Source organism: Paenibacillus sp. FSL R5-0928 (genome assembly GCF_037970385.1).
Classification (GTDB): Bacteria; Bacillota; Bacilli; order Paenibacillales; family Paenibacillaceae; genus Paenibacillus_AQ; species Paenibacillus_AQ odorifer.
Genome location: NZ_CP150225.1, coordinates 6,896,377 through 6,921,587, shown reverse-complemented (window position 1 = coordinate 6,921,587; position 25,211 = coordinate 6,896,377). Strand labels below are relative to the sequence as shown.

General features: G+C 44.7%; 23 protein-coding genes. 16 read left to right on the top strand and 7 right to left on the bottom strand.

From position 1 onward, the window contains the following. Positions 1-4: 4 nt before the first annotated feature. Genes MKZ16_RS31360 through MKZ16_RS31350 form a run of 3 tightly spaced genes read left to right on the top strand, consistent with a single transcriptional unit; the run spans position 5 to position 4,245 of the window. Complete coding sequence (locus MKZ16_RS31360) at positions 5-1,255, top strand: glycosyltransferase family 2 protein (RefSeq protein WP_036682179.1); 1,251 nt, start codon at positions 5-7, stop codon at positions 1,253-1,255. Positions 1,256-1,307: 52 nt separating this feature from the next. Next, a complete protein-coding gene (locus tag MKZ16_RS31355; protein ID WP_081393396.1) occupies positions 1,308-3,404 on the top strand; it encodes a cellulose biosynthesis cyclic di-GMP-binding regulatory protein BcsB in 2,097 nt (698 codons plus the stop codon). Beyond that, positions 3,394-4,245 (top strand): diguanylate cyclase, encoded by an 852-nt coding sequence (locus MKZ16_RS31350; protein ID WP_036682174.1) that lies wholly within the window; start codon positions 3,394-3,396, stop codon positions 4,243-4,245. The genes MKZ16_RS31355 and MKZ16_RS31350 overlap by 11 nt, the downstream gene beginning before the upstream one ends. Positions 4,246-4,251: 6 nt before the next feature. On the opposite strand, the gene MKZ16_RS31345 is transcribed toward MKZ16_RS31350, so the two are convergent. Beyond that, complete coding sequence (locus tag MKZ16_RS31345; RefSeq protein WP_076099730.1) at positions 4,252-4,803, bottom strand: helix-turn-helix transcriptional regulator; 552 nt, start codon at positions 4,801-4,803, stop codon at positions 4,252-4,254. A gap of 143 nt (positions 4,804-4,946) precedes the next feature. Between MKZ16_RS31345 and MKZ16_RS31340 the strand changes: the two genes are divergently transcribed. The 8 genes from MKZ16_RS31340 (at position 4,947) to MKZ16_RS31305 (ending at position 13,624) form a co-directional block, all read left to right on the top strand. Continuing rightward, entirely contained in the window at positions 4,947-5,600 is a 654-nt protein-coding gene (locus MKZ16_RS31340) for an alpha/beta hydrolase-fold protein (protein WP_036682167.1), read from the top strand. Next, entirely contained in the window at positions 5,597-6,367 is a 771-nt protein-coding gene (locus MKZ16_RS31335; RefSeq protein WP_076105075.1) for a class III extradiol ring-cleavage dioxygenase, read from the top strand. The genes MKZ16_RS31340 and MKZ16_RS31335 overlap by 4 nt, the downstream gene beginning before the upstream one ends. Positions 6,368-6,383: 16 nt before the next feature. Beyond that, entirely contained in the window at positions 6,384-7,172 is a 789-nt protein-coding gene (locus MKZ16_RS31330) for an SDR family oxidoreductase (protein ID WP_036682457.1), read from the top strand. A gap of 223 nt (positions 7,173-7,395) precedes the next feature. Further along, positions 7,396-7,644, top strand: coding sequence for a type B 50S ribosomal protein L31 (locus tag MKZ16_RS31325; protein ID WP_036682161.1), 249 nt, complete (start codon positions 7,396-7,398; stop codon positions 7,642-7,644). Between the two features lie 131 nt (positions 7,645-7,775). After that, a complete protein-coding gene (locus MKZ16_RS31320) occupies positions 7,776-8,297 on the top strand; it encodes a YcxB family protein (RefSeq protein WP_076105074.1) in 522 nt (173 codons plus the stop codon). Between the two features lie 83 nt (positions 8,298-8,380). Further along, a complete protein-coding gene (locus tag MKZ16_RS31315) occupies positions 8,381-9,955 on the top strand; it encodes a diguanylate cyclase (protein ID WP_076105073.1) in 1,575 nt (524 codons plus the stop codon). 33 nt (positions 9,956-9,988) lie between these two features. Further along, positions 9,989-10,696, top strand: a complete 708-nt coding sequence (locus MKZ16_RS31310; RefSeq protein ID WP_076105188.1) for a DNA alkylation repair protein — start codon at positions 9,989-9,991, stop codon at positions 10,694-10,696. A 210-nt stretch (positions 10,697-10,906) separates the two neighbouring features. Next, entirely contained in the window at positions 10,907-13,624 is a 2,718-nt protein-coding gene (locus tag MKZ16_RS31305; protein ID WP_081393395.1) for a CHASE3 domain-containing protein, read from the top strand. Between the two features lie 537 nt (positions 13,625-14,161). On the opposite strand, the gene MKZ16_RS31300 is transcribed toward MKZ16_RS31305, so the two are convergent. Continuing rightward, a complete protein-coding gene (locus MKZ16_RS31300) occupies positions 14,162-15,202 on the bottom strand; it encodes a stalk domain-containing protein (RefSeq protein ID WP_076105072.1) in 1,041 nt (346 codons plus the stop codon). A gap of 191 nt (positions 15,203-15,393) precedes the next feature. Here MKZ16_RS31300 and MKZ16_RS31295 point away from each other — a divergent pair, with 191 nt between their 5' ends. Together MKZ16_RS31295 and MKZ16_RS31290 are read left to right on the top strand one after the other, a co-directional pair. Beyond that, on the top strand, positions 15,394-17,961 hold the full coding sequence (locus tag MKZ16_RS31295; RefSeq protein ID WP_076105071.1) for a DUF2339 domain-containing protein: 2,568 nt from the start codon (positions 15,394-15,396) through the stop codon (positions 17,959-17,961). A gap of 34 nt (positions 17,962-17,995) precedes the next feature. Further along, entirely contained in the window at positions 17,996-18,709 is a 714-nt protein-coding gene (locus MKZ16_RS31290; protein WP_076105070.1) for an HAD family hydrolase, read from the top strand. 93 nt (positions 18,710-18,802) lie between these two features. Here MKZ16_RS31290 and gdhA read toward each other — a convergent pair whose 3' ends face one another. Beyond that, on the bottom strand, positions 18,803-20,188 hold the full coding sequence (gene gdhA / locus MKZ16_RS31285; RefSeq protein ID WP_036682144.1) for an NADP-specific glutamate dehydrogenase: 1,386 nt from the start codon (positions 20,186-20,188) through the stop codon (positions 18,803-18,805). Positions 20,189-20,427: 239 nt separating this feature from the next. Here gdhA and MKZ16_RS31280 point away from each other — a divergent pair, with 239 nt between their 5' ends. From MKZ16_RS31280 to MKZ16_RS31270, 3 genes are all read left to right on the top strand, one after another. Continuing rightward, the gene (locus MKZ16_RS31280; RefSeq protein ID WP_038573758.1) at positions 20,428-20,706 is read left to right on the top strand and encodes a hypothetical protein; all 279 of its coding nucleotides are present in this window, start codon (positions 20,428-20,430) and stop codon (positions 20,704-20,706) included. Positions 20,707-20,965: 259 nt separating this feature from the next. Further along, positions 20,966-21,166, top strand: coding sequence for a cold-shock protein (locus MKZ16_RS31275; RefSeq protein WP_019914790.1), 201 nt, complete (start codon positions 20,966-20,968; stop codon positions 21,164-21,166). 118 nt (positions 21,167-21,284) lie between these two features. Continuing rightward, complete coding sequence (locus tag MKZ16_RS31270) at positions 21,285-21,515, top strand: cold-shock protein (protein WP_036682139.1); 231 nt, start codon at positions 21,285-21,287, stop codon at positions 21,513-21,515. 69 nt (positions 21,516-21,584) lie between these two features. On the opposite strand, the gene MKZ16_RS31265 is transcribed toward MKZ16_RS31270, so the two are convergent. The 4 genes from MKZ16_RS31265 to MKZ16_RS31250 all read right to left on the bottom strand — a co-directional run bounded on the left by MKZ16_RS31265 (position 21,585) and on the right by MKZ16_RS31250 (position 25,142). After that, positions 21,585-22,046 (bottom strand): VOC family protein, encoded by a 462-nt coding sequence (locus MKZ16_RS31265; protein ID WP_036682137.1) that lies wholly within the window; start codon positions 22,044-22,046, stop codon positions 21,585-21,587. After that, positions 22,043-22,606, bottom strand: a complete 564-nt coding sequence (locus MKZ16_RS31260; RefSeq protein WP_038573757.1) for an NADPH-dependent FMN reductase — start codon at positions 22,604-22,606, stop codon at positions 22,043-22,045. Before MKZ16_RS31260 ends, MKZ16_RS31265 begins: the two co-directional genes overlap by 4 nt. A gap of 153 nt (positions 22,607-22,759) precedes the next feature. Then, entirely contained in the window at positions 22,760-23,452 is a 693-nt protein-coding gene (locus MKZ16_RS31255) for a response regulator transcription factor (RefSeq protein ID WP_038573755.1), read from the bottom strand. Between the two features lie 16 nt (positions 23,453-23,468). After that, positions 23,469-25,142 (bottom strand): GAF domain-containing sensor histidine kinase, encoded by a 1,674-nt coding sequence (locus tag MKZ16_RS31250; RefSeq protein ID WP_038573753.1) that lies wholly within the window; start codon positions 25,140-25,142, stop codon positions 23,469-23,471. Between the last annotated feature and the right edge of the window lie 69 nt (positions 25,143-25,211).

Below are 25,211 nucleotides of genomic sequence, written 5' to 3'. Positions count from 1 at the left end.
CCCTATGACGATTTCAGACGTGCTGATGGTGATTGCGGTGATCTGTATTTGGTCTCTGCTGCTGGTGAATGTGACCCTCATTATCGCGGGCTATCTATATTACATTAAATCCGAAAATGAGGACATACCAGAGATAGAGGGTGAATATCCTTTTGTTTCAATTATGGTTCCCGCTCACAATGAGGGGGTAGTGATTTGTAAGACGGTTGAATCTCTGCTGGCGCTGGATTATCCGCAAGATCGGTATGAGATTATTGTGATTAATGATAATTCCTCTGATAACAGTGCTGAGCTGCTTGCGGGCATACAATCCCGAAATCCGGGGCGTCAGCTGGTAGTCATTAATACGGATGCAGTTACAGGAGGCAAAGGCAAATCCAATGCCTTGAATATAGGCTTTACCAGCTGTAAAGGGGAGCTAATCGCCATTTATGATGCCGACAATACTCCGGAGAAAACAGCTTTGCGTTATCTGGTTGCTGAGATCATGCATGATTCCAGCCTCGGTGCGGTGATTGGGAAGTTCCGGACCCGTAATCGTGATGCAAGTTTACTGACCCGGTTCATTAATATTGAGACCTTATCCTTTCAATGGATGGCTCAAGCGGGGCGCTGGAAGCTGTTCAAGCTTTGCACTATTCCGGGAACAAATTTCATTATGCGCAGGTCTATTGTGGAAAGCATCGGTGGCTGGGATGTCAAAGCGATAGCCGAGGATACAGAAATCAGCTTCCGGATTTATATGATGGGTTACCAAATCAAGTTCCAGCCCAAATCCGTCACGTGGGAGCAGGAACCACAGACCCTGAAGGTCTGGTTCAAGCAGCGAACCCGCTGGGCGAAGGGCAATATTTATGTCATTGTCAAAAATATCCCGCTGCTGTTCAATAAATCGGCCGCAAAGGTGCGGTTCGATATTCTTTATTTTCTATCCATTTACTTCTTGTTGCTGCTGTCGTTAATCACCTCGGATGTGCTGCTGATCCTGCATGCTTTGGGTTATGTGCATACTACTATTGCAGGTCTTAGTAATTTCTTATGGCTGCTCGCTATTATTTTATTCGTTGTGGGGACCTTCATTACGCTAACAACAGAAAAGGGCGAGATGAGCTTGTCCAATCTAGGGATTGTAATGTTGATGTATGTGTCTTATTGCCAGCTGTGGATGGTTGTCGCGGCTAACGGATTATATCTATACCTGAAAGACCTCATCTTCAAAAGAGAAGCCAAATGGTATAAGACGGAGCGCTACTAACGAGGCACCAAAAAGTCATATGAGAAAAATGTAATCACAGGAGAAACAGAACATGAAGATAAAAAAACAGCTGGTTATACTGTTAACCTGCCTCTCCCTTTTCTTAATTCCAATCCATCCTGCTGCCGCAGAGACGTTGCCACAGGATCATAAGTCTACTTATACAACCTCATTCACGGGAACAGACTCGTCCTTAACAGGTTCGAGTGCCCAGCAGCAATATTTTGAGGTTCTGGATTATTGGAATGTGGATCAAGTAAAGATCAAACTGCATTTTCAAATTTCACAAATTACCGAAGAGCAGATTTCTAGTGTTACCTTAACGCTAAACGGCAGCCCGTTCTATACGTTTCGTCCGTCACTACAAGACAACGGCGAACAGCTGTTGACCCTTGCGGCGCCCAAGGGGTTTCTGAAAAAAGGGACGAATACGCTGGGCATTCAGGGCTATTTAAAGACAGATCGTAAAGATGACCTCTTTTGTTCGGTCGATGAAACGTCGGATAATTGGCTGCATCTGTTCAATACGTCCAGTGTTAACGTGATTTATACCGCAAAGCCCTTGAGTGGAGGGATCAGTGACTTCAGCGAGCGATTCGCCGGGATAGATACCTTAACGAAGAGTCAGAGTATTCTGACTGTACCGGACAAAAGCACGGCGGCAGAAATGGAAGCAGCCACTTATGCGCTCTCCGGGTTTGTTAAGGGGATTACGTTAAATGATAAGACTATTCCCCTACTTCCCTACCGGGCAGACACTGTGCAGAATAAGGCCGCAGTTGTACTGGTAGCTATGTATGACAGAGTACCAAGCGGGCTGAAAGCTCAGCTAAGCTCCACTGAAGATTTGGGTACGCACGCGTTGCTCCAGCTAGTGAATAAGGATACCCAGCCCACCTTGGTTGTAACCTCGAAGGATGAGAACTTGCTGATTAAAGCGGGTCGTTTGATTGCTAATCCAGAGCTGATCGGGCAGATCACTAGTGATCTGAAAACAGTAACGGATGCTACAGAAGTGTCAGCACCTGCGCTTTCGATTAGCTCTAACATCACGTTCACTGAAACAGGTGATAAACTGACCGGGGCACATCATCAGGAGCAGACGTATTTTATTTCATTGCCAGCGAACCGCTCGATTGCCGATTCCGGTAAAATCAGCCTGGATTTCCGTTATGCACAGAATTTGGATTTTACTCGTTCATTGGTTACCGTGAGCATCAATAATACTCCGATTGGCAGTAAGAAGCTGACCAAGGAACTGGCGAATGGCGATATTCTTAATCTCTCGGTGCCTCAGAACTTGAATATATCCGGAAATTTCTCGGTGACAGTGGCTTTTGATTTGGAGATCGAAGGAGCCAGATGTATTATCGATCGGGATCAAATGCCGTGGGCTTATATCAGTAAAGATTCTGTAATGCAGCTGAATACGAAGGATCGCACAGATCTCTTATTTAATAACTATCCATATCCGTTCATCCGCGATGGGATCTATAATCATGTGGCGGTTGTACTGCCCGAACAAATGGATGATTACGCCTATTTAAGTGTATCGAATATCTTTAATCTGCTTGGTAAATATGCCAGCGGAAATATAGGGAATATCCAGTTCTATACCGATACCGTCAGCACCGATCATTTGAAAAATAATAATATCATCGTTATTGGTGCTTATAAGAATAATAAGGTGATCCGTGATCAGAATGCTAAGCTTTATTTTCAATATAACGGAGATGGAACCACAATTCGCTCCAATGAGAAAATGAGTATTGAAGAGCAATACGGCGCACGAATCGGAACACTGCAGCTGATTGATTCCCCATTTGAGGCGGGACGTGCATTGCTCGCGGTTACGGGAGTCAGCTCGGAAGAGTATTACTTAGGATCGAAGCTGCTCGCTACAGAACGGGACAAGTGGAAGGTGTTTGGCGATGGTGCAATCGTTGATAAAGACGGTAATGTCAGCGCACACCGTTTCAAAACGATCACTGGAGCAGCCGAGGACTCTGTGGCCCAAAAAATAATGGAACGGTCGGATGTACTCAGTTTTATCATTGTGATTTTACTGGTTCTAACGCTGGTGGTTCTATCGCTGATCCTGCTGCTTCGCAAACACATGAAGAAACGTGGTGATAAGCGTGAGACGTAATCGCAGCTTAGTGTCGGACATCGCTCTCTTATCATTCCTGGTGTTATCGTTCCTCTGTATCGTCTTCATTGCCGGGGCGCCGGATGATTACCTCCAGAATATTATCATTTTAACGGTGGCTTTTATTCTGGCCATTGTTACGTATTTTACAACGGTCACTGCAGGGCTGGTCTTGAATCTGGTGTTTATCTTTGCTTACGGATTCTACACGATGTACCAGACGATAACGCTAGGGGAGACGATTAGCCTGAATACTTATTTCTGGTTAATTATGACTCCGCTATTAACGGTCGTTCTATGGGTATTCACTTTAAGCAGCCGTGATTTGCAGGTGGAGAATGAGCAGCTACGCAAAAAGACTGCCAATATGGCTATCGTCGATGAAAACACAAATTTGCGGAACAGTATTTCTTTTCAGACGGATGCTACATTATTTACAAGCATTTCGACCCGCTATCAGATTCCGCTCACCCTGCTAGTGGTGAAGGTGAAGTATTGGAAAGAGATCAGACGGATCATTCCTGAAGATCAGCTGGCAGAAGCTATCTATGATGTGTCTCAGCTTAGTCAGGCGAGTATTCGTACCAATGATGCACTCTATCTGCTAGATAAGGATGAAGCAACATGGGGCCTGCTGCTGTTCACGGACAGCGATGGGGCGAAGATTGTGATCGAGCGGATTAAGCTCAAGCTTCAGGAGTTGAATGACAATAATTTCTCCAGAAAATATAAGGTCAGCCTGGGGCTTAAGATTGGGGCGGTCGAATACCAAGCCGGCACGATTGAGAATCCGCTGGATTTCATTGTTCAGGCCAAAAAACAGCTGGAGTACGACGTGTAGACCAGCTTAAAAATCAACAGTTTCACTATCAGCCTCTGTATGGATGGCGATGAGCACGCTTGCCGGCTCATCGCCTTTATTTATGACCAGATGTGGCACACAGGCATTCCAGCTAAAGGAATCCCCCGCTTGGAACATCCCGAAATCTTCACCTTGCTCCGCATAAACCTCACCTTTTATCACTAAATGGACCTCTTTGCCTTCGTGCGCCTGCGGAGTTTCGCCCGTAGAAGTACCCGGAGGGAAATGGACAAGCACCATTCGTACACCACCTGCTGAGCTTAAATGCTCAACTTGCAGTCGATCACTTCCGCTACTGGTGATTTGCCGCTCCTCGGATCGTACCACCTGCATCCGCTCTTCCTTTTTTAACAGCAAATAAGCCAACGGAACGTTCAGCGCATCCGCAATCAGGCTAAGGGTTGCGATCGAAGGAGAGGTCTTGTTAGTCTCAACCTGGCTCATAAAACCCTGTGACAGGCCAGTAGTTTCACAGATTTGGGCAATCGTTATATGTTTTCTTTTACGGATTGTACGAATGTTTGAACCTATATTCATAAGTAAAGCCCCTTTTAATATTAGTAATAGCAAATATATTTTTATATTAACAAATTATTAATTGACATACTAGCCAGAGGTTTATAATATTATCCTTACAAATATTATTTTTGTATTACAAATATTTTGAAGGAGTGTTTAGTATGAAGGCACCTTATATATATGATGTCAGTCTACCTTCCGGCTACGATGTGAATCGGGTTTATCCGGTTATCTTCACCTTGCATGGCAAAGGTTCCAATGAGAAGAATATGTTCGGACTTGTCGAGCCCTTGTCTGAAGAGTTTATTATTATCGGGATTCGGGGAAATATGATTTTAGGGGCTGGATTTCAATATTATGATCTCAAAAGTCTAGGTCATCCCATCCGTGAGCAGTTTGATCAGGCTGTATCGCAATTGCAGCAGTTTATCGAATACGCCACCGACAAATATCCTATAGATGCTAAACACCGTTATCTGCTTGGCTTCAGTCAAGGAGCCATTTTGTCCATGACACTCGCTCTTACAATGGGGAATTCGCTTCGGGGAATTGTGGCGCTGAACGGTTATGTTCCGGGGTTTGTGAAGACAGATTATGAGCTGAAGAGTGTGCAGGAGGTATCGGTCTTCATCTCGCATGGTGAATATGATTCTGTATTTCCAATTTCAGTGGGGACAGAAACAGCCGCTTATTTCGAAGGTCTAACCCCATTATTAACCTTTAAAACTTATCCTTCGGATCATGGTGTATTACCGCAGAATCAGCAGGACCTGATCGCTTGGTTACTGCAGAACTTAGGGAGTGATAAACTATGATACCTTCTTACTTTATTGCCCACGGTGCTCCTTCTCTGGTACTTGATAACAATGCATATACGAAATTTCTTGGGGAGCTCGCTGAGAGGAATGTCAAACCTAAAGCGATTGTTCTATTTTCTGCACATTTTGAAGAACACACACAGTCGGTTGGAGTTATGGAGACTTTCGACACCATCTATGATTTCTATGGCTTCCCAGATGAGATGTATCGAATGACTTATCCTGCCAAAGGAGACAATGAGGTTGCACAGCAAATTATGTCTCTGTTCCACAAGAATGGGATTGTCAGCAAATTAAATACAGAGCGTGGACTAGATCACGGAGCTTGGGCTATTCTTAAATTAATCTATCCGAATGCAGATATTCCTGTCGTGTCTTTGTCAGTTAATCGAGAGCTGTCCAATGAACAGCAATATTTAATGGGTAAGGCTTTATCTGAGCTGCGTGAGCAGGATATTATGATTATTGGCAGTGGTGGAACCGTCCATAATTTGCGTAGCGTGAAGTGGGGAATGGAGAACGTCGAGAAATGGGCGGAGACATTCGATGACTGGCTGCAGCACAGGGTGGAAGCTTGGGATACAGAGTCACTATTTAGCTATCAGGAGCTTGCTCCCTATGGTATTGATGCAGTGCCGACTAATGAGCACTTTATCCCTCTGATAATAGCTATGGGAGCTGGCGATAAAGGGAAAGAAGCGAAGCTGCTGCACCGAAGTTATCAGTATGGCAATTTAAGTCTTAGCTGTTGGGAGTTTAATTAAGAAGGAGGCATTAATGATGGACTTGGGACTTCGTGGGAAATCAGTTTTTGTAGCCGCAGCAAGTAAAGGGTTAGGACTCGCAACTGCGCTGGAGTACGCCCGTGAGGGGGCGAAGGTAATGATCGCCAGCAGGAGTATGGAGCAGCTTGTAGACGCACAGAAAGAGATTCAGGCAGCCACAGGACAGCAGGTGAACATTGTTCAGATGGATGTGACTGTCCCAGAGGATATCGTACATGCTATTCAAACGGTTGTAGCCCAAAACGGTGGGCTTGATGTTGTAGTGACCAATGCGGGGGGGCCTCATGGCGGAGGTTTCGCTGATATGGAAGACGCGGATTGGAACCAAGGATTTGAGCTCACACTGATGAGCACCATTCGTTTGATCCGTGAATCACTGCCGCATCTGCGCTCTTCTGGGGCAGGGCGAATCGTTAATATAAGCTCGATTTCTATCAAGCAGCCTATTGAGGGACTAATTCTTTCCAATGTTTTTCGCGCTGGCGTGTATGCCTTGACCAAGAGCTTGGCTACTGAGCTGGCTGCGGATCGCATTTTAATTAATACGATCGCTCCAGGGCGTATTGCAACCGACAGGATTCTTCAACTAGACGGCAAACGTGCACAAGCCGAGGGGATCCCTATGGAGCAGATTCAAGAGGAAGCGCTGCTGCAAATCCCGTTAGGAAGATTGGGCACGCCCGAAGAATTCGGCAAGGCTGCTGTTTTTCTAGGCTCTTTTGCGAATACTTATGTTACGGGACAATCTCTTTTAGTCGATGGAGGAATGGTGAAATCGCTCTAACCTCCGGCGTTATGGGTAGGCTTTGAAAGGTTATGGAAATATTAGTAATTTCAATATTAGTTGCTTTGTGCTCTAAATAAGCGTATGATGGAGCGGTGGTCTAAATCGTAAGATTTACGAATTTTCCTACGTTTATTAGGTTATACTATATATAAACCTACAGATCATTTGGATAATTTACCATAAAGGCTCCACGAATTTATTCAGAAGGAGGACGATTAGAATGAGAGAAGGCATACATCCTAAGTACAACCAAGTGATTTTCTTGGATGCAAGCGTAGGCTTCAAATTCTTGAGTGCATCTACTAAATCATCCAATGAAACTATGGAATGGGAAGACGGCAACACTTACCCAGTGCTCCGTGTGGACGCAAGTTCCGCATCCCACCCATTTTACACTGGTAAACAAAGAGATACAGAACAAGGCGGCCGTGTTGACAAGTTCAAACAACGTCTTGCACAAAAGAAATAAGAATCCTTACGGATTGAAGAGGGACAACCCATGTAGAAGCAATCGCTTCGGGGATGTCCCTTTTTTGTGTTCAGGCATGTTAAAATGAGATGAATTTAAAAATATACATGGCGTCGAGGGAGCGATCAGTGATGGAAAATGTAATAAAAGTAGATACAGTCCTAAAGAGTGAGGACGTTCAGGAGTTTAACTTATGGTTCAGCTTGAATAGCCGGATTATACTTAACTCTTTCAGCGTAGTCGCTTACTTTATGATTTTGTTATTAATTACTAAGGATTACAGTACTCAAAGCATCTCAATCCTGGCTGTGACTGCTATAATTCTTGCCGCTGTCTTATGGTATATGACCAAGGCAAGCTTGATCAAAAAATCGAAAAAGGCGTTCAAAACAGATAACCTAATTCAGCAACCGCAAAATTATACGATTTCAGATGAAGGCATATCTTATCTTTCCGAAGCGGGCAGTGGACAAGTGAAGTGGGAAGAGATACATAAGATAGGTGAAACTACGAACTTGTTTGTGTTTTTTGTGTCCACACAGAGAGCGCTGATTATCCCTAAACGTTTCTTTGAATCGGCACAAGATAAAATAACATTTAAGGATTTAGCCAGAAAATATATGTTCTCCAACCGGGTGAAATTTAAGGCATAAGATGTGCTGTTATTGTTGATTCATTTGTATCAAGGATTAGGCTATAATGATAGGAGCGACTTGAAAAATAGGAGAAATATGGCATGCCATGGATTCAGGGATATCCGTATTACTTATTAATGGGCAGTGTTCTAAGTCTGTACATGGGCGTCAGCTCCTATCGGCACCGTAAGTTAGCAGGGAGACGCTATTTGTGGATCTTAATGCTGTTAGTCAGCCTTATATTTGTTGCAACGGCGGGAGAGATTATGTCACCCTCTTTTCAGTCTAGGCTGTGGTGGAAGAATGTGCAGCAGGCTCCGCTTTTTTTTAGTGCGCTCTTTACTTATGCTGTGGTAAAAGAATACGTATCTCCTTCCACAGGGCGCCTGCCCGTGAAGCTTGCCATCTTCTCTATCCCTATTGTTATGGATGTACTTCTTATTTTTACGGATAGCTATCATCATCTGATGCGCAGTGAAGTGTCCGTCCTGACGGTCGCGGGTGTTAGTGGAATTGCTGTAAAGCCTACGCTCCTTAGTATGGCTTTTATTGCGTATGATCAGCTTTTTGGGCTATATGCAGTCTGCTTGCTGGCAGTTTCCCTACTGAATACCCCGAGAGTTTATTTGCGGACTAATATCCTGCTGTTGGCGGGTTTGCTGGTTCCGGTTATTTCCGTCTTTTTACTTCCCCTCTTGAAGATTACCATTACAGGTTTTACGGCGTTTACTTATTTGCCTGCAATTATAGCGGCTTATTTCGCACTTTTTGTTAGCTCCAAATTAACCATCTTCCCTCTAACCAAAAACAAAATTCTAGAGCACATGAAAGATGGCGTAGTTCTGACTGACCGTTATGATAATATCATTGGCATAAACGATGCGGCGAATGCTATTTTATACGACATTACCGGAATAACGAATGATAACTGGATGGGAAAAAACATTGATCTTTTTATGAAGTCTCACAAAGACATTGCAGCTCATTACAGTCAGAGGACGGAAGGACAATTTGAGGTAGTTTGTTCTGGCGCAGGGGAGCTCTGTTATGGGGTTTCTTTAATTGCTACGGAACATGCGACAACAGAGAATAAAGGTATGCTTATTGTGTTTAGTGATCATAGTGAGAAAAAGCGATATGAGCGTGAACTGGTCTATCAGGCAACGGTTGATGATTTGACGGGGCTTTATAATCGCAGGCATTTCATGCAAAGGGTCCAGAATCAAACGATACCGGATGGATTAGGATTGGCTCTGCTGTTATTTGACATTGATGATTTTAAATTAATTAATGATACTTATGGTCATTTAGCGGGCGATCAGGCGTTAGTTGATTTCTCGAATAAAATACTTCAGGTATACCAGAATAAAGGTATTGCTGGAAGAGTAGGTGGCGAGGAATTTGCCGTATGTTTTTTCGCTGAAGATAAACGTGCAGCCTTAAAAGAAGCAGAGGATTTTCGTACAATGATGAGTGATTACACGATAATCTTGAATGAACAGGATAGCATTCATCTTACCGCAAGTATCGGAATCTCTTTTACGGAGCGTAGAGAGGTGACTTTCGAAGATTTATATCGGGAAGCGGATGAAGCGTTATATCACTCTAAGAATACAGGGAAGAACAGAGTTACGTTAGGTCGTGAACCAATCATAAGAGAAACTGTTAAGGGATAAGAACATCGAAGAAGAGGGAGTGGTCTAATGAATCTGACTGTTGATGAAGTGATGAGCAAGCTTGAGGAGATGGGTACAGAGCAGACGAAACGTACCTTCTTACGACATGGCGCAGTGGAACCTTTATTTGGAGTAAAGGTAGGGGATATGAAGAAGCTGGTTAAGGATGTGAAAAAAAATCAGAGTCTGGCAAGAGCTTTGTATCAGACAGGTAATTACGATGTAATGTATTTGGCTGGACTAACGGTCAATCCTAAGAGTATGACGAAGGAAGAGCTTCAAAGCTGGGCTTCGGCGGCCCGTTGGCATGCGGTAGTGGAATATATAGTATCCCCTCTCGCCGCAGAGAGTCCATATGGATTGGAACTTGCGAGAGAGTGGATTCGTTCCTCGGATGAACTAATAGCCGTTTGCGGCTGGAGCACTTATGCAAATTACATTTCAATTACAACGGATGATAAGCTGGACATCGCTGAAATTAGGGAGTTGTTACAACAAGTAGGCGCTACTATTCATCAGGAGCGGAATCGTGTCCGTTATACGATGAATACTTTCGTAATTATGGTGGGCAGCAGTATCACAGAACTGCATGAGGAGGCAGCAGGGATCGCAGCAGGTATAGGTAAGGTCCAGGTGAACATGGGACAAACCGCTTGTAAAGTACCCATGGCTGTTGATTATATTGCTAAGGTTGAACAGGCTGGGAAGCTTGGTGTGAAGAAGAAAACTTGTATTTGCTAAGTTAGATATTTAGGTAACCCTTCAAGGTGAAAGGTACTTGTGGGTTTTTTTATTCCGGGAAAAACAAATGTTTCAACCCTGCGGAAATTGTTTAAATTAGCAGCAGTCAAAATTTACATAGAAGAATAATGAAGCCTTATTCAAGTAATCTTTTGCAATGATGTAGAATAGAAAGGGGTTTATAGTTAGAAGACAGGACGGAGGCCAGTTGTGAACAAACGCCGATTCACTTTGCAGTATAAAATACTGTCAATTACAGTTTTAATCGTGATCTGTCTATTAGGATTTGTTTTTGTCATGCATGGCAGAATCAATGCTCTACAGCGGGAAACCAGCTTCATCTCTCATCAGGATCGAGAGATTACTAATTTAGCTAATCTAATTGAGAAGAATATTTTAGATATGGAAACCGGACAACGTGGATATGTCATCACCGGCGATAACAAGTATCTGGAGCCCTACAATTTGGGTAAGGCTGAATGGGAAGCTAATTATGATAAGCTTTACGTGCTGACTGCTAATGATTCTTTACAGCTACAGCGCCTGTTGGGTATTGAAAGTAAAATTAAGCAATGGATCGAACAATCCGGAAATTATGTAATCCAGTTGAAAAAAGAGGGACAGGACGCCGAGCTCCTAAGATACTTCAATTCCGACGACGGCAAAGATCAAATGGACCGGATTCGTAATCAGATCAGCACTTACCGCGAGACGATGAAGGAGAACACTAACAGCCTGATAGCTAGACAAGCAGACAAGAATAAATTATTGCTAGAGCTTCTTTATATTGCTTGGGCAATTATAGCGGTTACCGCGATGGTCGCTTCGTGGATCAATTCACGCTCTATCGTTAGTACAGTCCGTAAAGTTACCCATACGATTGCAGGTTTGGATTCTGACGAAGATATGAAGACAAGGATAGAGATCACAACGAATGATGAGATCAGAGATCTGAGCGTAGCTACGAATCATCTGATAGATACGCAACAAGAGCGGATATGGATTCAGGAGAAAGCAAACGACCTGATGGCCAAGTATCAGGGGATTACTCGAGTCTCGCAGCTCGGGGACATTTTTCTGTGTAAAACAGCAGAGGTAATAGAGTATCCATACGGTGCCTTATATGTTCGGTCACAAGAGCATGACCAGGACTTTTTAAAAAGAGTCTCTACTTTTGCCGGGAACAGCAATTTCTCGGATTTACAAACCTTCTATATTGGTGAAGGACTAGTTGGACAATGTGCTAAAGAGGCGCGTGTGATGCAAATACAGGATCTGCCGGAGGATTATATCAGTATTGAGTCCGGGCTGGGCGTCTCTTCACCGAAGTCGCTGCTGCTGCTGCCGATTTCTTTTTCAGGTGAAGTAGTTGCTGTGGTGGAAATCGCCGCCTTTGCTCCACTTACGGAATTCCAGATCAAGTTCTTGAAATCTATTTCGAATGCGTTTGGATCTGCCATTAACAGTACAATTAGCAGTATGAGAATCGATCAACTGTTGGAGCAATCTCAACGTCTTAACGAAGAGCTTCAAGTATACACCGAGGAACTACAGACTCAGTCTGAGGAGCTGCAGATCCAGACGGAGTCACTGCATGCAACAAATAGAAAGCTGGAGGATAAGAATCTGCTGGCGGAACAAAAGTCATTGGAGGCGGAAAGAGCTCAAATGGAGCTTAGTGAATACACAGAGTTATTGCAGCAAAGCTCACAATATAAATCGGAGTTTCTGGCTAATATGTCTCATGAACTGCGAACTCCGCTGAACGGCATTCTGCTGCTCTCCGAATTTCTTATGGAGAATCAGTCGGGAGCTTTAAGCGAAGAGGATATTGAATTCTCAAAAGCCATTCATTCTTCGGGACAAGATCTGCTGGCGCTGATTAACGACATTCTGGATTTGTCCAAGGTTGAGGCAGGAAAGCTGAATATTGAAATTGAAGCGATAAATATATCGGAGATTCCAGAGGCAATGATCCAGAACTTCAGTCAGCTTTCCCGCAAAAAAGAGATTCCTTTGCAAATACAGCTCGGAGAGGACTTGCCCCTGCTATTTTATTCAGATGCTCAAAGAGTACGGCAAATTATTATAAATTTGTTGTCCAATGCGTTTAAGTTTACAGCAGAAGGTGCAGTCACTCTGGAAATCCGTTTAGCAACTAAGGGCGAGCTGCTGGATTTGGCAGATTTGGGTACTGGGGTATTTATTGCCTTCGCCATCAAAGATACTGGAATTGGGATTTCAGAAGACAAACAGTCCATTATCTTCGAAGCGTTTCAACAGGCGAATGGAAATACAGAACGTCAATATGGGGGAACTGGGCTTGGTTTATCCATATCCAGAGAGCTGGCTACATTACTTGGTGGTAGAATTACGCTGGAGAGCCAAGAGGGTGCGGGCAGTGTCTTTACAGTGTATTTGCCTTTGCAGCTTGAGGCTCCAAGCCTTGTGGAGGTGGCTGATCATGCGACTGTTATTCAAGAGATGGGAAGTGGAGTGGTCCTTGCCGCTACAACGGCTGCGGATACACGTACTGACTTCACTTCTCTGAATCAAAAGCATGTACTTATCGTGGATGATGATGAACGGAATTTGTTCGCTTTATCAAATACCCTAAGAAAGCGCGGGCTGCATGTAACTACAGCTACTAACGGAGAGAGCGGCCTATATGAACTGGTGCAAGCAGCTTCTATAGACATCGTTCTTATGGATATTATGATGCCAGTGATGAACGGGTATGAGGCAATCAACCGGATCAGACAAATGCCCGCAAAGAAGGATATTCCCATCATTGCACTGACTGCAAAAGCGATGAAGGAAGATAAGGCTAAAATCCTTCAGGCAGGGGCAACAGATTATCTCAGCAAGCCGATTAACCTGGAACGTTTATTAGCGTTGATGCAATTGATTCTAGCTAGCGATTCATGAAATAGATATATGGAAGGGAACAATCACGGGGTGTCCTAGCAGTCATGACAATGGCTGCTGGGGCACCCCTGTTTTGTTGACCTTGAACTAGACCTCCAACTTCGGACAACTCGAGTGAAGTTGCGCGAACGAAGTAACTATAATCTGCTATCGGACACAGCTGACTGTTAACGTTGCTTTTTACCACATTTGTAATTCTAACGGACCCCACTGACGCTATTGGTATGGAAAACACCGAATATGCCCTTCTTTTTAATGAATAGTGGCGCTGGAGTCCGAAAATTTGCTCTGAAGGCGGAAAGATCGCAAATAACGTCAGCTGGGTCCTTGAGTTTCGCGATTATGATCATCTAAAACTCTGCAGCAGGCGAGCAAAAGTGTGCCTAGGCGTTAAGCCGGCTTTCATTTACCTCAAATCGGCTGAAGCGAGTCAGCCAACCTATTGTCTCAAACGCAAAACAGCGATCCTCCCATAATGGAAGGATCGCTGTTTTAATGTCTCATTGGAATCCTTTTAATAAGATTCCAGTGTCTCTCTTATTGTTGCACAGAATCAACTACAACTTTGACAGCTGTGCCGATGGGTGGCAGGCTTCTAGTCAGCACCGGGCTGTAGAATCCGATAACCTTTGTACCTTTAACAAGCTCGCTGCTTTTAACAGCTTCGCCGTCTTTGTTAATGAGTACTGTATCTTCGCTAATGCGCAGCACTACTTCTTTTTGTGACAATTCGCTCAGGCCACTGCCTTTAACAGTGATGCTGATATTTCCCTTATCGTCTTTTTGAACTTCTTCAATAGTACCAGCAGTACCTAGAAGATCATCTTGTTTCTGCTTGTCCAGAACAGTGATCTTGTAAGTTGGTGTTTGTGGCGGAAGACTCATAGTCATGACCATGGAGTGTTCTGCTTTTACAGTCATCCCGATATGGAGATCTTTGAGTGCAATTTTAGTGCCGTCTGCCATCTCAATAACCGTATCTTCCCCTACATTTAATACGATTCCATCCGTACCTACACCTTGGATTTGAACGGATTGGTATTTACCACCATCATAGACAGCTGTAATCACACCAGTCTTAGTCATGTGCTGCTCGGCGGCATTTGTGTTGATCACAATGGAATCTCCCTTCACAGTCATGTTTTGATGAATTACTTCGCTTAAAAAGGAAGCTGGGACATACAAAGTGGAGTCAACCAATTGTGGTGCAGTTCCAAGTGTTGTATACATTTTGTTGATGCTATAACGGTCTTCTCCAGCCTTCACTGTAGTGAATACAGCGCCATTGATAAGTTCAACGGATTTATTCTGTGCATTCCAGGTTAATTCAAATCCAAGGGCTTCAGTAATCGAACGTAGTGGCACCATCGGTTCTTTGCCGCTTGTGCTTTGGAAGCCTGTTTCTTTAATGGTCGATCCGTTGATTTCAATCGCAAACGTCTTTTGATTAACGCTAGCGGAGGTTTGTGTAGCCTCATTTTTAGCAGAAGTTGTGGTGGGTGCAGCATAAGCTGCTCCTGTAGATAGGGCTAGGGACAAAGTTAAAAGAACTGTACTGGTTTTTAAAATGTTGTTCATGGTTGTGAGCTCCTTTTAAAATCTTTTGTTAGTGTTGTTATTATTCTGACGGGACACCCCTCCAAAATGTTGCAGTTTTTTTGCATCCCGATCGTAATCTTCATTCACTGCAAATATAAAAAAAGCATAAGATCCCCCAGCTATATGTAGTAATATGTAAGTATTAACAATCGCTCACATAAGGAGGCGCTATGGAGTCATTCAAAGATCGACTGAGATTCATGAAGGTACAGCAGGACGGGCTTATTAAGGAATATGAGGCTCTGATTGCGGAATATGAAAGTCACGATCTGGTCAACGAGAATGAATACTTGAAGAAGCAATATGAGAAGCATAAGCTTGCTTTGGTCGAGCTAAAGACTCAGGTAGGTAAGCTTCAAGAAGAGAATACTGAGCTAAGAGTTGCGCTAACGGAACAAATTTTAGATGAGAAGCTGGGCATTCTTAAAGTGTCGAGGCAGAAGCTGCAGACTTATTTTGCCTCTAGAAGCCATGCTCATACAGATCGTCTGACGGCTTTTGAAGTGGAGACGAAACGTCATATTCAGCAGCTGTACCATACAGCCTCCAGGCAGCTGGGTGAGGAACAAGCAGAGATATCCAGTCGACTTGGGGCGTTGGCGGCAGAATTAAATGAGCGTGTGCTGGCACAGCGGCAGAGAATGAGGGAAGCGGAACTTCGCCTCAACTCGGGCATGGATAATGGATTACATGATTTTGCCTCGGAAGAGATCAGTGAAGAGGTGCTGAAGCGCCGAAGAAAACAAAATCAGATCGAAATGAAGATTGGACTAAGCTGGATTAACAAGCTGGGTATTCTGCTGTTGATTTTGGCGGTGGGGGCAGGCTTCCGGTATACCTATTCCAACTGGTTCACAGGTTATATGAAGGGAAGCGCTTTTTTTCTACTGGGGTTATTGATGCTGGGAGGCGGGGAGTGGTTATACCGCAAAGGAAAAGGCACCTTCGCTTTAGGGCTGCTTGGCGGCGGGATTTCGGTGCTGTATGGCTCTATTTTTTATAGCTATTTTCTGCTTGATATTATTAGTATATATGTAGGGTTATCCTTGTCTGTACTCGTTACTTTAACTGCGGTACTCCTGTCTTTAAGGTATGAATCACGGAGTATTTGTGCACTGGGCTTAATCGGAGGATATCTGCCCTTATACTCTTATCTGGGGGCGTTTGGCCTTTCGGGCAACGCGGTTTATGTAGCTATGGGTTACTTGTTTCTATTGAATTTATTCATCTTATTGATTTCTTTCCGCAAACGCTGGAACGTTGTCAATTATATCAGCTACTTATTTAATACACCCTCCATGCTCATATTAATAGCTTTGTCGGATAGCAACGGAATTAATATGTGTTATGCTGTTTTGACTTTTGCGATGTATCTGGGAATTACCTTGTGGTACCCGTTCAAATATCGTTCCAAGCTGTCCTGGTGGGATTTCTCTCTCTTAGGATGTAATACGTTTATTAGCTGTCTCACCTTGTATATTTTATTTATGGATGCAGGACTGAAGGATTACAATGGTGCACTGGCGTTGCTTTTCTGCCTGCTGTATCTCGGTCTGGGTCGAGGGCTTGAGAAGCTGATGCCACAGGAAAAAGAAAGCATGCTGCTGTTCTACGCCACTTCACTGACCTTCGGCATATTGATGATTCCATTTCAATTTGGAGCGGCTTGGTGGTCCATCGGTTGGCTGATTGAGGGCGTCGTTCTTACGTTGTATGGCAATCTGAACCGCTTTAAGGGGATGGAAAGGGCAGGCTGGGGCATTATGATGCTCTGCCTTGTAGTATTCTTCTGTCTAAATGTACCGACGCAGTGGGTCGCAGACTATCAATGGACGAATTTTAGAGATGTCTACTTCCCGCTAAAATATGTCTTTATCACAGCAGGCATGCTGATTGTCGCGGTGTTGTATGCAGTTCAGCATAACCGCAAGGATGCTCTTCAGCGCAGCGAACCTTATGAAATCACCTTAGCGTTGTGGTTTAAATATGCGGCGTTATTAAATTTCTGGATTTACGGCTTGTATGAATCGAGAAGATTGTATCATCTGGTTGTACCGGAGGACTTTGCGCATAGAACCTTCTATAATTTACTGCTGTCCGCTGTATGGACCTTGGTTCTGGCGTACGTGCTGCCAAAGGTGAAGGTGCTGTATGACACGATTGTTAAATATTTTGTGAGATTTCTGTTTGGGGTTGGCTACGTCATTTGTATAGTAATTACAGTAGGCCTGCCAAGTCTGCAAAATAATCTCGCGCAAAATACAGCAGCTGATTATATCGCACTAGCCGTACTGATTATCTTTAATATCTTTGTTTGGTTTAGCGGACGTGATCTGCTGATTGCAGCGCTGAATCGCCAGTTTAAGAGTATGGAGATCTATCCTGTTTTCATGGCGATTTATCTACTCGGCATTATCACCGCTTTCCTAGGAGTGCAATTGCAATTGAGTGATGCAGGGTTAATTTTTAGTCTCATTTATCTACTATTAGCCGTTCTGTTTATCATGTATGGCTTCCGCAAAAGGTATGTGTACATCCGGCGCTTCGGCCTTGGATTAACACTGCTGGCTACGGGCAAGCTGCTGCTCTATGATTTGGGTCTGCTGAACACTGGCAGCAAAATCATAGCTTATGCCAGCTTTGGCATCTGCTTGCTCGGTATCTCTTATCTCTATCAAAAGGTGTCAAACCGGATGGAGGAGGGCCAGACAACCGCCGATAATGGTACTAAAGGATAAAACACAGAGAGAATAATAGGAAGGAAGACGGTGGATGTACGAGACTTATATTTTCGACCTGTATGGCACATTAATCGATATTCAGACAGATGAGGAGAAGCCGGAGGTATGGGATCGATTATCGCTCCATTTCGGATATCAGGGGATGTCCATAACAGGAAAAGAGCTACAGGCACAATTTCTGCGGGAGAGGGATTTACAGCTCACCAAAGCCGCGCGGAATTGTCAGTATCCAGATTTCGTAATGGAGGATGTGTTTCGTTCTGTGGCCCGTCAATTGGGTGGAGAACCGGATCAAGCGTGGTTACATGAAACGGTTAGATGGCTGCGGACATTATCGATGATCCATATCTCACTTTATGAGGGTGTGCTTGAAATTCTGCATACGTTAAGAGAACGTGGCAAAAAGGTGTTCTTGCTCTCCAACGGCCAGAAAACCTTTATAGAAGCAGAATTAACGATGCTGAATATTCTTCCTTTATTCGATGGCATTGCCATTTCCTCCGAAGCAGGAGTGAGTAAGCCGGATCCGCTATTTTTTCGTTATTTAGTTGAGCATTATGGAGCGGATCTGCGTTCGGCCATTATGATCGGGAATGATCCCCGTACGGATATTGCAGGGGCACTAACGATAGGAATAGATTCCTGTTACATTCGTACGGCTTCTTCACCCCCCAATACGACTGCGGAGAGTACTCAATCGATATGGGACGGGGATTTGCGGAAGATCCCCGGATGGAACGCTTAGACATACAAAAAGTCCCCGTAACCGGATTCTTACTGACCGGTTACGGGGACTTTTGTATGTCGGGCGTTCGTGTCTAGAGCGCCGGTAATTTATTTAGATTACACCTTCAGCCAGCATAGCGTCGGCCACTTTTTTGAATCCAGCGATGTTCGCTCCTGCAACAAGGTTGCCGGACTGTCCATATTGCTCGGATGCATTTACAGATTGTTCGTAGATGGAAACCATGATTTCATGCAGCTTCGTATCTACTTCTTCAAAGCTCCAGGACAACCGCATGCTGTTTTGTGCCATTTCAAGCGCAGATACAGCTACGCCGCCAGCATTAGCAGCTTTGGCAGGTGCGAATAGCACGCCAGCTTGTTGGAACTGATGAATAGCTTCAAGGGTGGATGGCATATTGGCACCTTCGCCTACTGCTTTTACACCATTCTCAATCAGTTTCAATGCCATGGCTTCATCAATCTCATTCTGAGTAGCACTCGGAAGGGCGATATCACAAGGAATGGTCCAAATTTGCGTGGAATCTTCAGTATACACAGCGTTAGGATGTTCATTCACATATTCACTAATCCGTTTTCTTTCGACTTCTTTTAGGCGGCGGACAGTTTCGAGGTTAATCCCATTTTCGTCATAGATATATCCGGCCGAATCACTACAAGCTACGACTTTAGCGCCTAGCTGTACAGCTTTTTCGATCGCATAGATCGCTACATTACCAGAACCGGAAACAACAACGCGGCTTCCTTCAAAAGAAAGGCCTTTTGCCTTCAGCATCTCGTTTACGAAATAAACCGTACCGTAACCAGTAGCCTCTGTCCGAGCCTGACTTCCGCCGTAACCAATACCTTTACCAGTCAATACGCCAGCCGGATATCCTCCGCGGATCCGCTTGTATTGTCCGTACATGTAGCCGATCTCACGACCACCTACACCGATATCTCCTGCAGGAACGTCTTGGTCAGGACCGATGTAATTTTGCAATTCAGTCATGAAGCTTTGTGCAAAACGCATGATTTCGCCTTCGGATTTACCTTTAGGATCAAAGTCGGATCCGCCTTTACCTCCGCCGATGTGTTGGCCGGTAAGAGCATTTTTGAAGATTTGCTCGAAACCAAGGAATTTGATAATACTAGCATTAACGGATGGGTGAAAACGAAGTCCACCTTTGTAAGGTCCAATTGCACTGCTGAACTGTACACGATATCCACGGTTAACTCTGACCTTACCTTGATCGTCTGTCCAAGGAACACGGAACATAATCAAACGTTCTGGCTCAACCAATCTTTCCAGAATGGCATTTTCCTGATACTTAGGTTCAGCAGCGAGGATTGGAAGCAAAGATTCAAGGATTTCCTTTACGGCCTGATGAAATTCGGGCTCAAAAGGATTACGCGCAACAACCTGTGCGTATACGTCTTCGATATAACGATGTGCCTTGTTGCTGTTTGTGTCTAATTGCTGGGTAGATACAGAGCTCATGAATTCAACCGCCTTTTCTAGTATTCATTTGGTCCAACACTTTTTTTATATTTTGGCACAAGTCAATGTTCCTCACAACTGTTTTTATTAAATAACTTACTTCAAGTGGAACGTTATAGACGCTGGGATGATAAGAAAAGTGTGAATAAACCGCGGTATACTTCGCGTAATGACGCGTTAAAGCGCGAAATATGCTACAATGATTGTGTAATAATTGTAAGGAGATGAAATTTAAAAAAATGAGTGACAAAGTAAATGAGCAGGAGCTAGTAAATGTATTATCTGCCAAAACCAAAGTGGATCCGCAAATTATCCGCTTAGTATTGAAGCATGAACAGACCTTTATCAATAAGGCCAAGGCGAACGCCAAGGGTGAGGTAGACATCGACAGCGATGATCTGGTCGACTATGTCACTGCCCAACGTGATGTGAAGCTGGATGAAATCACAGTAGAGACTATTCTTGATGCAGAAATGGATTACCTGATGGATAAAGGATTGGCAGGTTATATCGACTAACATGGGTATTCGTCCGGCTCGGCTGCTGCTGTTTACAGGCAATAAGAGCCGGAGTGAAAATTAAATAGGCATACGCATTGCTTTTAGTGATTTAGTGTGGTACAATGAAATCAATCATAAATTTAACCCTTAATTCACATATTGTAAAAGGTTATCATTTGTGCGTATGAGTCCTTTTCCAATGTGTGAATTTTTATTTGTTCGTACACTACGTAGGAATAAAAGGACATGTGTTAAATAAAATATTGGAGGTAATATCATGCAAACAGGTACAGTGAAATGGTTTAACGCAGACAAAGGATTCGGTTTTATCGAGGTTGAAGGTGGAAGCGACGTATTCGTACACTTCTCCGCAATCACAGGCGACGGATTTAAATCTTTGGACGAAGGCCAACGCGTTGAGTTCAACGTAACTCAAGGCGCTCGTGGACCACAAGCCGAAAACGTTGTAAAACTGTAGTTTAAAAATCAGGCTGCCCTTAACACAAGTTGAGGGCAGCTTTTTTTATTTTCATAGTATGAATCTGCCCCTAATAGGGTAGCGATATCGTCTCGATTCGATCCAAGGAGGGGTACTTATGTATTTTCGTAAAAAAGCACTGGAGGAACTTCCGCAAGAAGACACAGCAATTTGGTCCTGTACCAAGGAAGGTTGCACAGGTTGGATGCGCGATAATTTCGCCTTTCAATATGTACCTACCTGCTGGCAATGCAACTCTCCCATGACTAGAAGTATGAAGATACTGCCAACGCTTGTGAATACGAATGCAGACATGAAGGCCATGAAGAAGGGCATTTCGATTAAGTAATCGAAGAAGCTAATATACTCAAACAGCTGGACCCTTGGACGGGAGCAGCTGTTTTTTTGTTTGAGTATTTTATTTACTGTGCAGTAATTTCTCCCATTCCGTTAAGGTTATGTTCTCTGAAATAGGCTTCAGATGTTCAGGGACCTCTACGTGGCACATAAATTCCAAGCTGTTGCCGTCAGGGTCGTTGAAGTAGACAGAAGCATTTCCTTGATAAGCCCGGATAAAAGGCTCAACAGAAGTCCGGTTGCGGAACGGAACAGCCTCTACCCCAATCGATTCCAGCCATTGCAGTGATTGCTTCAAGTCCTCGTAAGTGACACGGAAGGCAATATGCCGCAAGGACGGGTGGTATGGGGTTTGAACCTCCTGGCCTTCCCAAAGACCAATCCAGCTCCGACCTTCCTCGATCCAGAAGAATACAGTTTCTTCATCCCGCCAAGCCATTTTCAGACCTAATTTCTCATAAAATTCGATGGATACTTCAAGATTGCTTACTGGTAAATGTGCTTCATATAGTCCTTTGATCATTGGATAGCACCTGCCGATCTGTCGATTTTGCGGGCTAAATTCAGGAATGCTTCTAATACTAGGTGAATGCGATCTTCGATTTCTTGCCCACCCTCGTATCCGTCGTACCCGACCTCGAACCGCTTGCGTTGCAGTCCGCCGATGGAGATCCAGTCTGGTGTATTAATACCGTGCAGGTTACGTACGATGGCTTGCAATTGAAGTAATGAGCTTATCCCTACCGCTCCCCCGGCTGAACTGGCGGATAACACAACTTTACCGTTGAAATGCGCCTGACCTAGATGATCAATCGCATTTTTTAATACGCCACTTACCGAGCCGTGATATTCCGGAGTAACCAAGATTACTGCATCCGCTGCTAACATCTCTTGTTTAAGCTCGTTTAAATGTTCATGCTCTGTGTAAATCTCGTCTGGTGAATAAAAGGGAAGTGGGCGTTTGTAGAGGTCAAACATGGTAACCTTTTCCCCATGCTGACTAATGAAATGGGCAGCATGTTCTGCCAGCTTCGTGCTGGTTGCTTCTTTTCGATTACTGCCTGTCAGGATCATCACTTTCATCTGTATCCACTCCTATGTGAGGTCAATTGCTATAAACCAATGATAGTTGAATCGGCCTCTGTTAACATCAGCACATGGAATGAACATACATAATAAAAACGCTCAGCCATTGTGCTGAGCGTCTAAGACTAAAGTTGTAGAGGAGTTTTGATTCTAGGCGTTATAGCCGCCTTTCAATGCGAAAATGGCAGCCTGAGTCCGATCCGCTAAGTTTAGCTTTCCGAGAACGTGGCTGACATGGGTCTTAACGGTTTTTTCGGTGATGACCAGCTTGCTGGCAATCTCTTTGTTACTCATACCGAGCGCAATCAGGTCTAATACTTCTTGCTCGCGTGGAGTAAGAAGCTCTAATCCGGTGATCGCAGCAGGTGTTGCGTTTGGGTCGTTCGGATCGGAAGCATTAAGTTCCAATTGCTCTAGTGTAGAGGTCGCCATTAGATTCATCAGTTGGCTGGCAGCCTCGGAATGTAGCTCCACTTGCCCGTTATGTACCTTGCGGATCGCAACTACCAGCGCTTCTGGTTCTATATCTTTAAGCAAATAGCCTTTGATTCCTACGCGGATAGCCGGGAGCACATGATCCTGATCCGAAAAGGAGGTCAATACAATGACCTTGACCTGCGGGTGGGAGATCCTCAGTGCTTGAGCGGTCTCAATGCCGTCCATAATGGGCATATGCAAATCCATTAATATGACATCCGGGTTCAATTCAGCTGTTTTTTCCAGTGCCTCGCGGCCGTTGGAGGCCTCCCCAATAACCTTGATATCGGGTTGTGTGGAGAGAAATACTTGCAGCCCACGGCGTACCATTGCATGGTCGTCTACTAATAATAAGTTTATCGTCATTTATAATCACCCGACTTCATGTAGATTGGATGGGCAGAGGTATGATTGCCTCAACCGTTGTGCCTTGATTTTCCACACTGTGGATATGAATACGACCGGAGAGAGCTTCTGCTCTTTCCTTCATAATATGCAGTCCAAGAGATTCATTAGTGTCTGTGTTAGAACGCCGTTTGGCCCCGCCTTTACCTTGGTCGGCAACGCTCAGTACCACCTCGGCTGCATTCAGATGCAGAGATACCTGCGCTTTAGAGGTTTCGGAATGCTTTCGTACATTATTGAGCGCTTCTTGGCCAATGCGCCACAGCCCTTCCTCCACATTGCGGGGAAGTTCGTGAACACCGCTCCGTTGCGTCTGTATCAGCAGCCCTAGCTGCTGGCCATGAGCCTGCAGCGCAGTCAATAAACCGGCTTCCAGTCCGGCAGGCCGAAGCTGCATAATTAATGCACGCATTTCTTTGAGTGCTGACTGGGATAAAGCTTGAATATCGCGGACAGCTTCAGTAGCAGGATGGGAGATATGCTCCTGCTTCAGCATGCTTTCCACGCCTTTGGCGGTCATTGAGAGGGAGAAGAGGATCTGGTTCACGGAGTCGTGCAGGTCACGGGCCAGACGATTCCGCTCGTCAAGACGCGCAATTTCGCGGCGTTTCTCTCCAAGCTGAGCACTTTCCAATGTAGCGGAAATATGTTCAGCGACAGCCTCAAGCACCTCTCCATCCGCAGTTGCGGAAGCTAGTGCTTTGGGTGAGGTGATCAGTAGAATTCCTGCACCTTGTGCGGCAATCTGCCGAAAGGGCACAGCGAGCATCACAACACGCTCCGCAACAGGTTGTTCAGAACAGCAGGACTTCTTAATTTCCTGCTCTTCATCAGGGGTTAATGTCGCAAAGCGTTGTCCTTTTGCGATATCTCCTAGACGTACTTTAAAAGAATCCGAGAGCTGGAAGGGAGCTGTTTCCGGCGTTATATTAGCCGCATAGGCAGCATGGACTTCGAATTGTCCCTCATGCTGCCCGATAATCGCTGCAAAGGGCCAATCGAAATAGTCGCCAATCAGGGCGGCGCTTTTCTCGATTAGAATACTGGGCGAGATACATTGGTTGGCGGTTAGATTTAAAGCTGCGCTGAATTCGCCTAATTTGGCGTACAGATTCGCGCGGCGCTGCTCGGTGCTATATAACTGCATCCGTTCAATAGCACTGCCAATTTGCAAAGCCACGGATTGCAGCAGAGCCAGCTCGCTGTCGGCGTAATGTGCTTTGCCTGGTGCAGCCACATTCATAAGTCCCAAGTAACGCTCACCTGAATGCAGCGGGACGGTAGCGTGGTGGGTGATCCCCAGCGTGTCGCCCCAGTTATACTGCCTGGCGTTACTGAGCCGCTTGCAGCTTAGAATGTTGACGGCATGCTCGAGCCGATCATCCCATAGGCGGCTTAGGCACCAGCAGCTTCCGCACTGCATTGGTTGTTTATTGTCGCGTTGTAGTGCAGGTGGCAGACCTCGATCAGCGGCACACTCATATTCCATGTATTCTTCGCTCAGGAAGATCCAGCCTGCAGTGTTTCCGGTTAACTCAAGTAGCTTGCCCATGACTGTATCGAGCATGGGTCTCAGCTCATTGGAACTGTTCAAAGTCTCCGCAATCGTTTTGAGCGTCAGTAACTCATGAATTCCGGTTTCCTCCGGCATGAAGCTCTCTCCTTTAGCTTTGTTAATTATGTTCTATCTATTGTAACGTAGAATGGTTCATTCATTCTC

Excerpts from the sequence above, each read along its gene's own strand:
- MKZ16_RS31340 (WP_036682167.1), top strand. The coding sequence starts at position 4,947 with ATGAAGGCACCTTATATATATGATGTCAGTCTACCTTCCGGCTACGAT.
- gdhA (WP_036682144.1), bottom strand. The coding sequence starts at position 20,188 with ATGAGCTCTGTATCTACCCAGCAATTAGACACAAACAGCAACAAGGCA.
- MKZ16_RS31355 (WP_081393396.1), top strand. The coding sequence starts at position 1,308 with ATGAAGATAAAAAAACAGCTGGTTATACTGTTAACCTGCCTCTCCCTT.
- MKZ16_RS31345 (WP_076099730.1), bottom strand. The coding sequence starts at position 4,803 with ATGAATATAGGTTCAAACATTCGTACAATCCGTAAAAGAAAACATATA.
- MKZ16_RS31290 (WP_076105070.1), top strand. The coding sequence starts at position 17,996 with ATGTACGAGACTTATATTTTCGACCTGTATGGCACATTAATCGATATT.
- MKZ16_RS31250 (WP_038573753.1), bottom strand. The coding sequence starts at position 25,142 with ATGCCGGAGGAAACCGGAATTCATGAGTTACTGACGCTCAAAACGATT.
- MKZ16_RS31255 (WP_038573755.1), bottom strand. The coding sequence starts at position 23,452 with ATGACGATAAACTTATTATTAGTAGACGACCATGCAATGGTACGCCGT.
- MKZ16_RS31265 (WP_036682137.1), bottom strand. The coding sequence starts at position 22,046 with ATGATCAAAGGACTATATGAAGCACATTTACCAGTAAGCAATCTTGAA.
- MKZ16_RS31315 (WP_076105073.1), top strand. The coding sequence starts at position 8,381 with ATGCCATGGATTCAGGGATATCCGTATTACTTATTAATGGGCAGTGTT.
- MKZ16_RS31300 (WP_076105072.1), bottom strand. The coding sequence starts at position 15,202 with ATGAACAACATTTTAAAAACCAGTACAGTTCTTTTAACTTTGTCCCTA.
- MKZ16_RS31270 (WP_036682139.1), top strand. The coding sequence starts at position 21,285 with ATGTATTTTCGTAAAAAAGCACTGGAGGAACTTCCGCAAGAAGACACA.
- MKZ16_RS31275 (WP_019914790.1), top strand. The coding sequence starts at position 20,966 with ATGCAAACAGGTACAGTGAAATGGTTTAACGCAGACAAAGGATTCGGT.
- MKZ16_RS31295 (WP_076105071.1), top strand. The coding sequence starts at position 15,394 with ATGGAGTCATTCAAAGATCGACTGAGATTCATGAAGGTACAGCAGGAC.
- MKZ16_RS31330 (WP_036682457.1), top strand. The coding sequence starts at position 6,384 with ATGGACTTGGGACTTCGTGGGAAATCAGTTTTTGTAGCCGCAGCAAGT.
- MKZ16_RS31280 (WP_038573758.1), top strand. The coding sequence starts at position 20,428 with ATGAGTGACAAAGTAAATGAGCAGGAGCTAGTAAATGTATTATCTGCC.
- MKZ16_RS31260 (WP_038573757.1), bottom strand. The coding sequence starts at position 22,606 with ATGAAAGTGATGATCCTGACAGGCAGTAATCGAAAAGAAGCAACCAGC.
- MKZ16_RS31335 (WP_076105075.1), top strand. The coding sequence starts at position 5,597 with ATGATACCTTCTTACTTTATTGCCCACGGTGCTCCTTCTCTGGTACTT.
- MKZ16_RS31360 (WP_036682179.1), top strand. The coding sequence starts at position 5 with ATGACGATTTCAGACGTGCTGATGGTGATTGCGGTGATCTGTATTTGG.
- MKZ16_RS31325 (WP_036682161.1), top strand. The coding sequence starts at position 7,396 with ATGAGAGAAGGCATACATCCTAAGTACAACCAAGTGATTTTCTTGGAT.
- MKZ16_RS31320 (WP_076105074.1), top strand. The coding sequence starts at position 7,776 with ATGGAAAATGTAATAAAAGTAGATACAGTCCTAAAGAGTGAGGACGTT.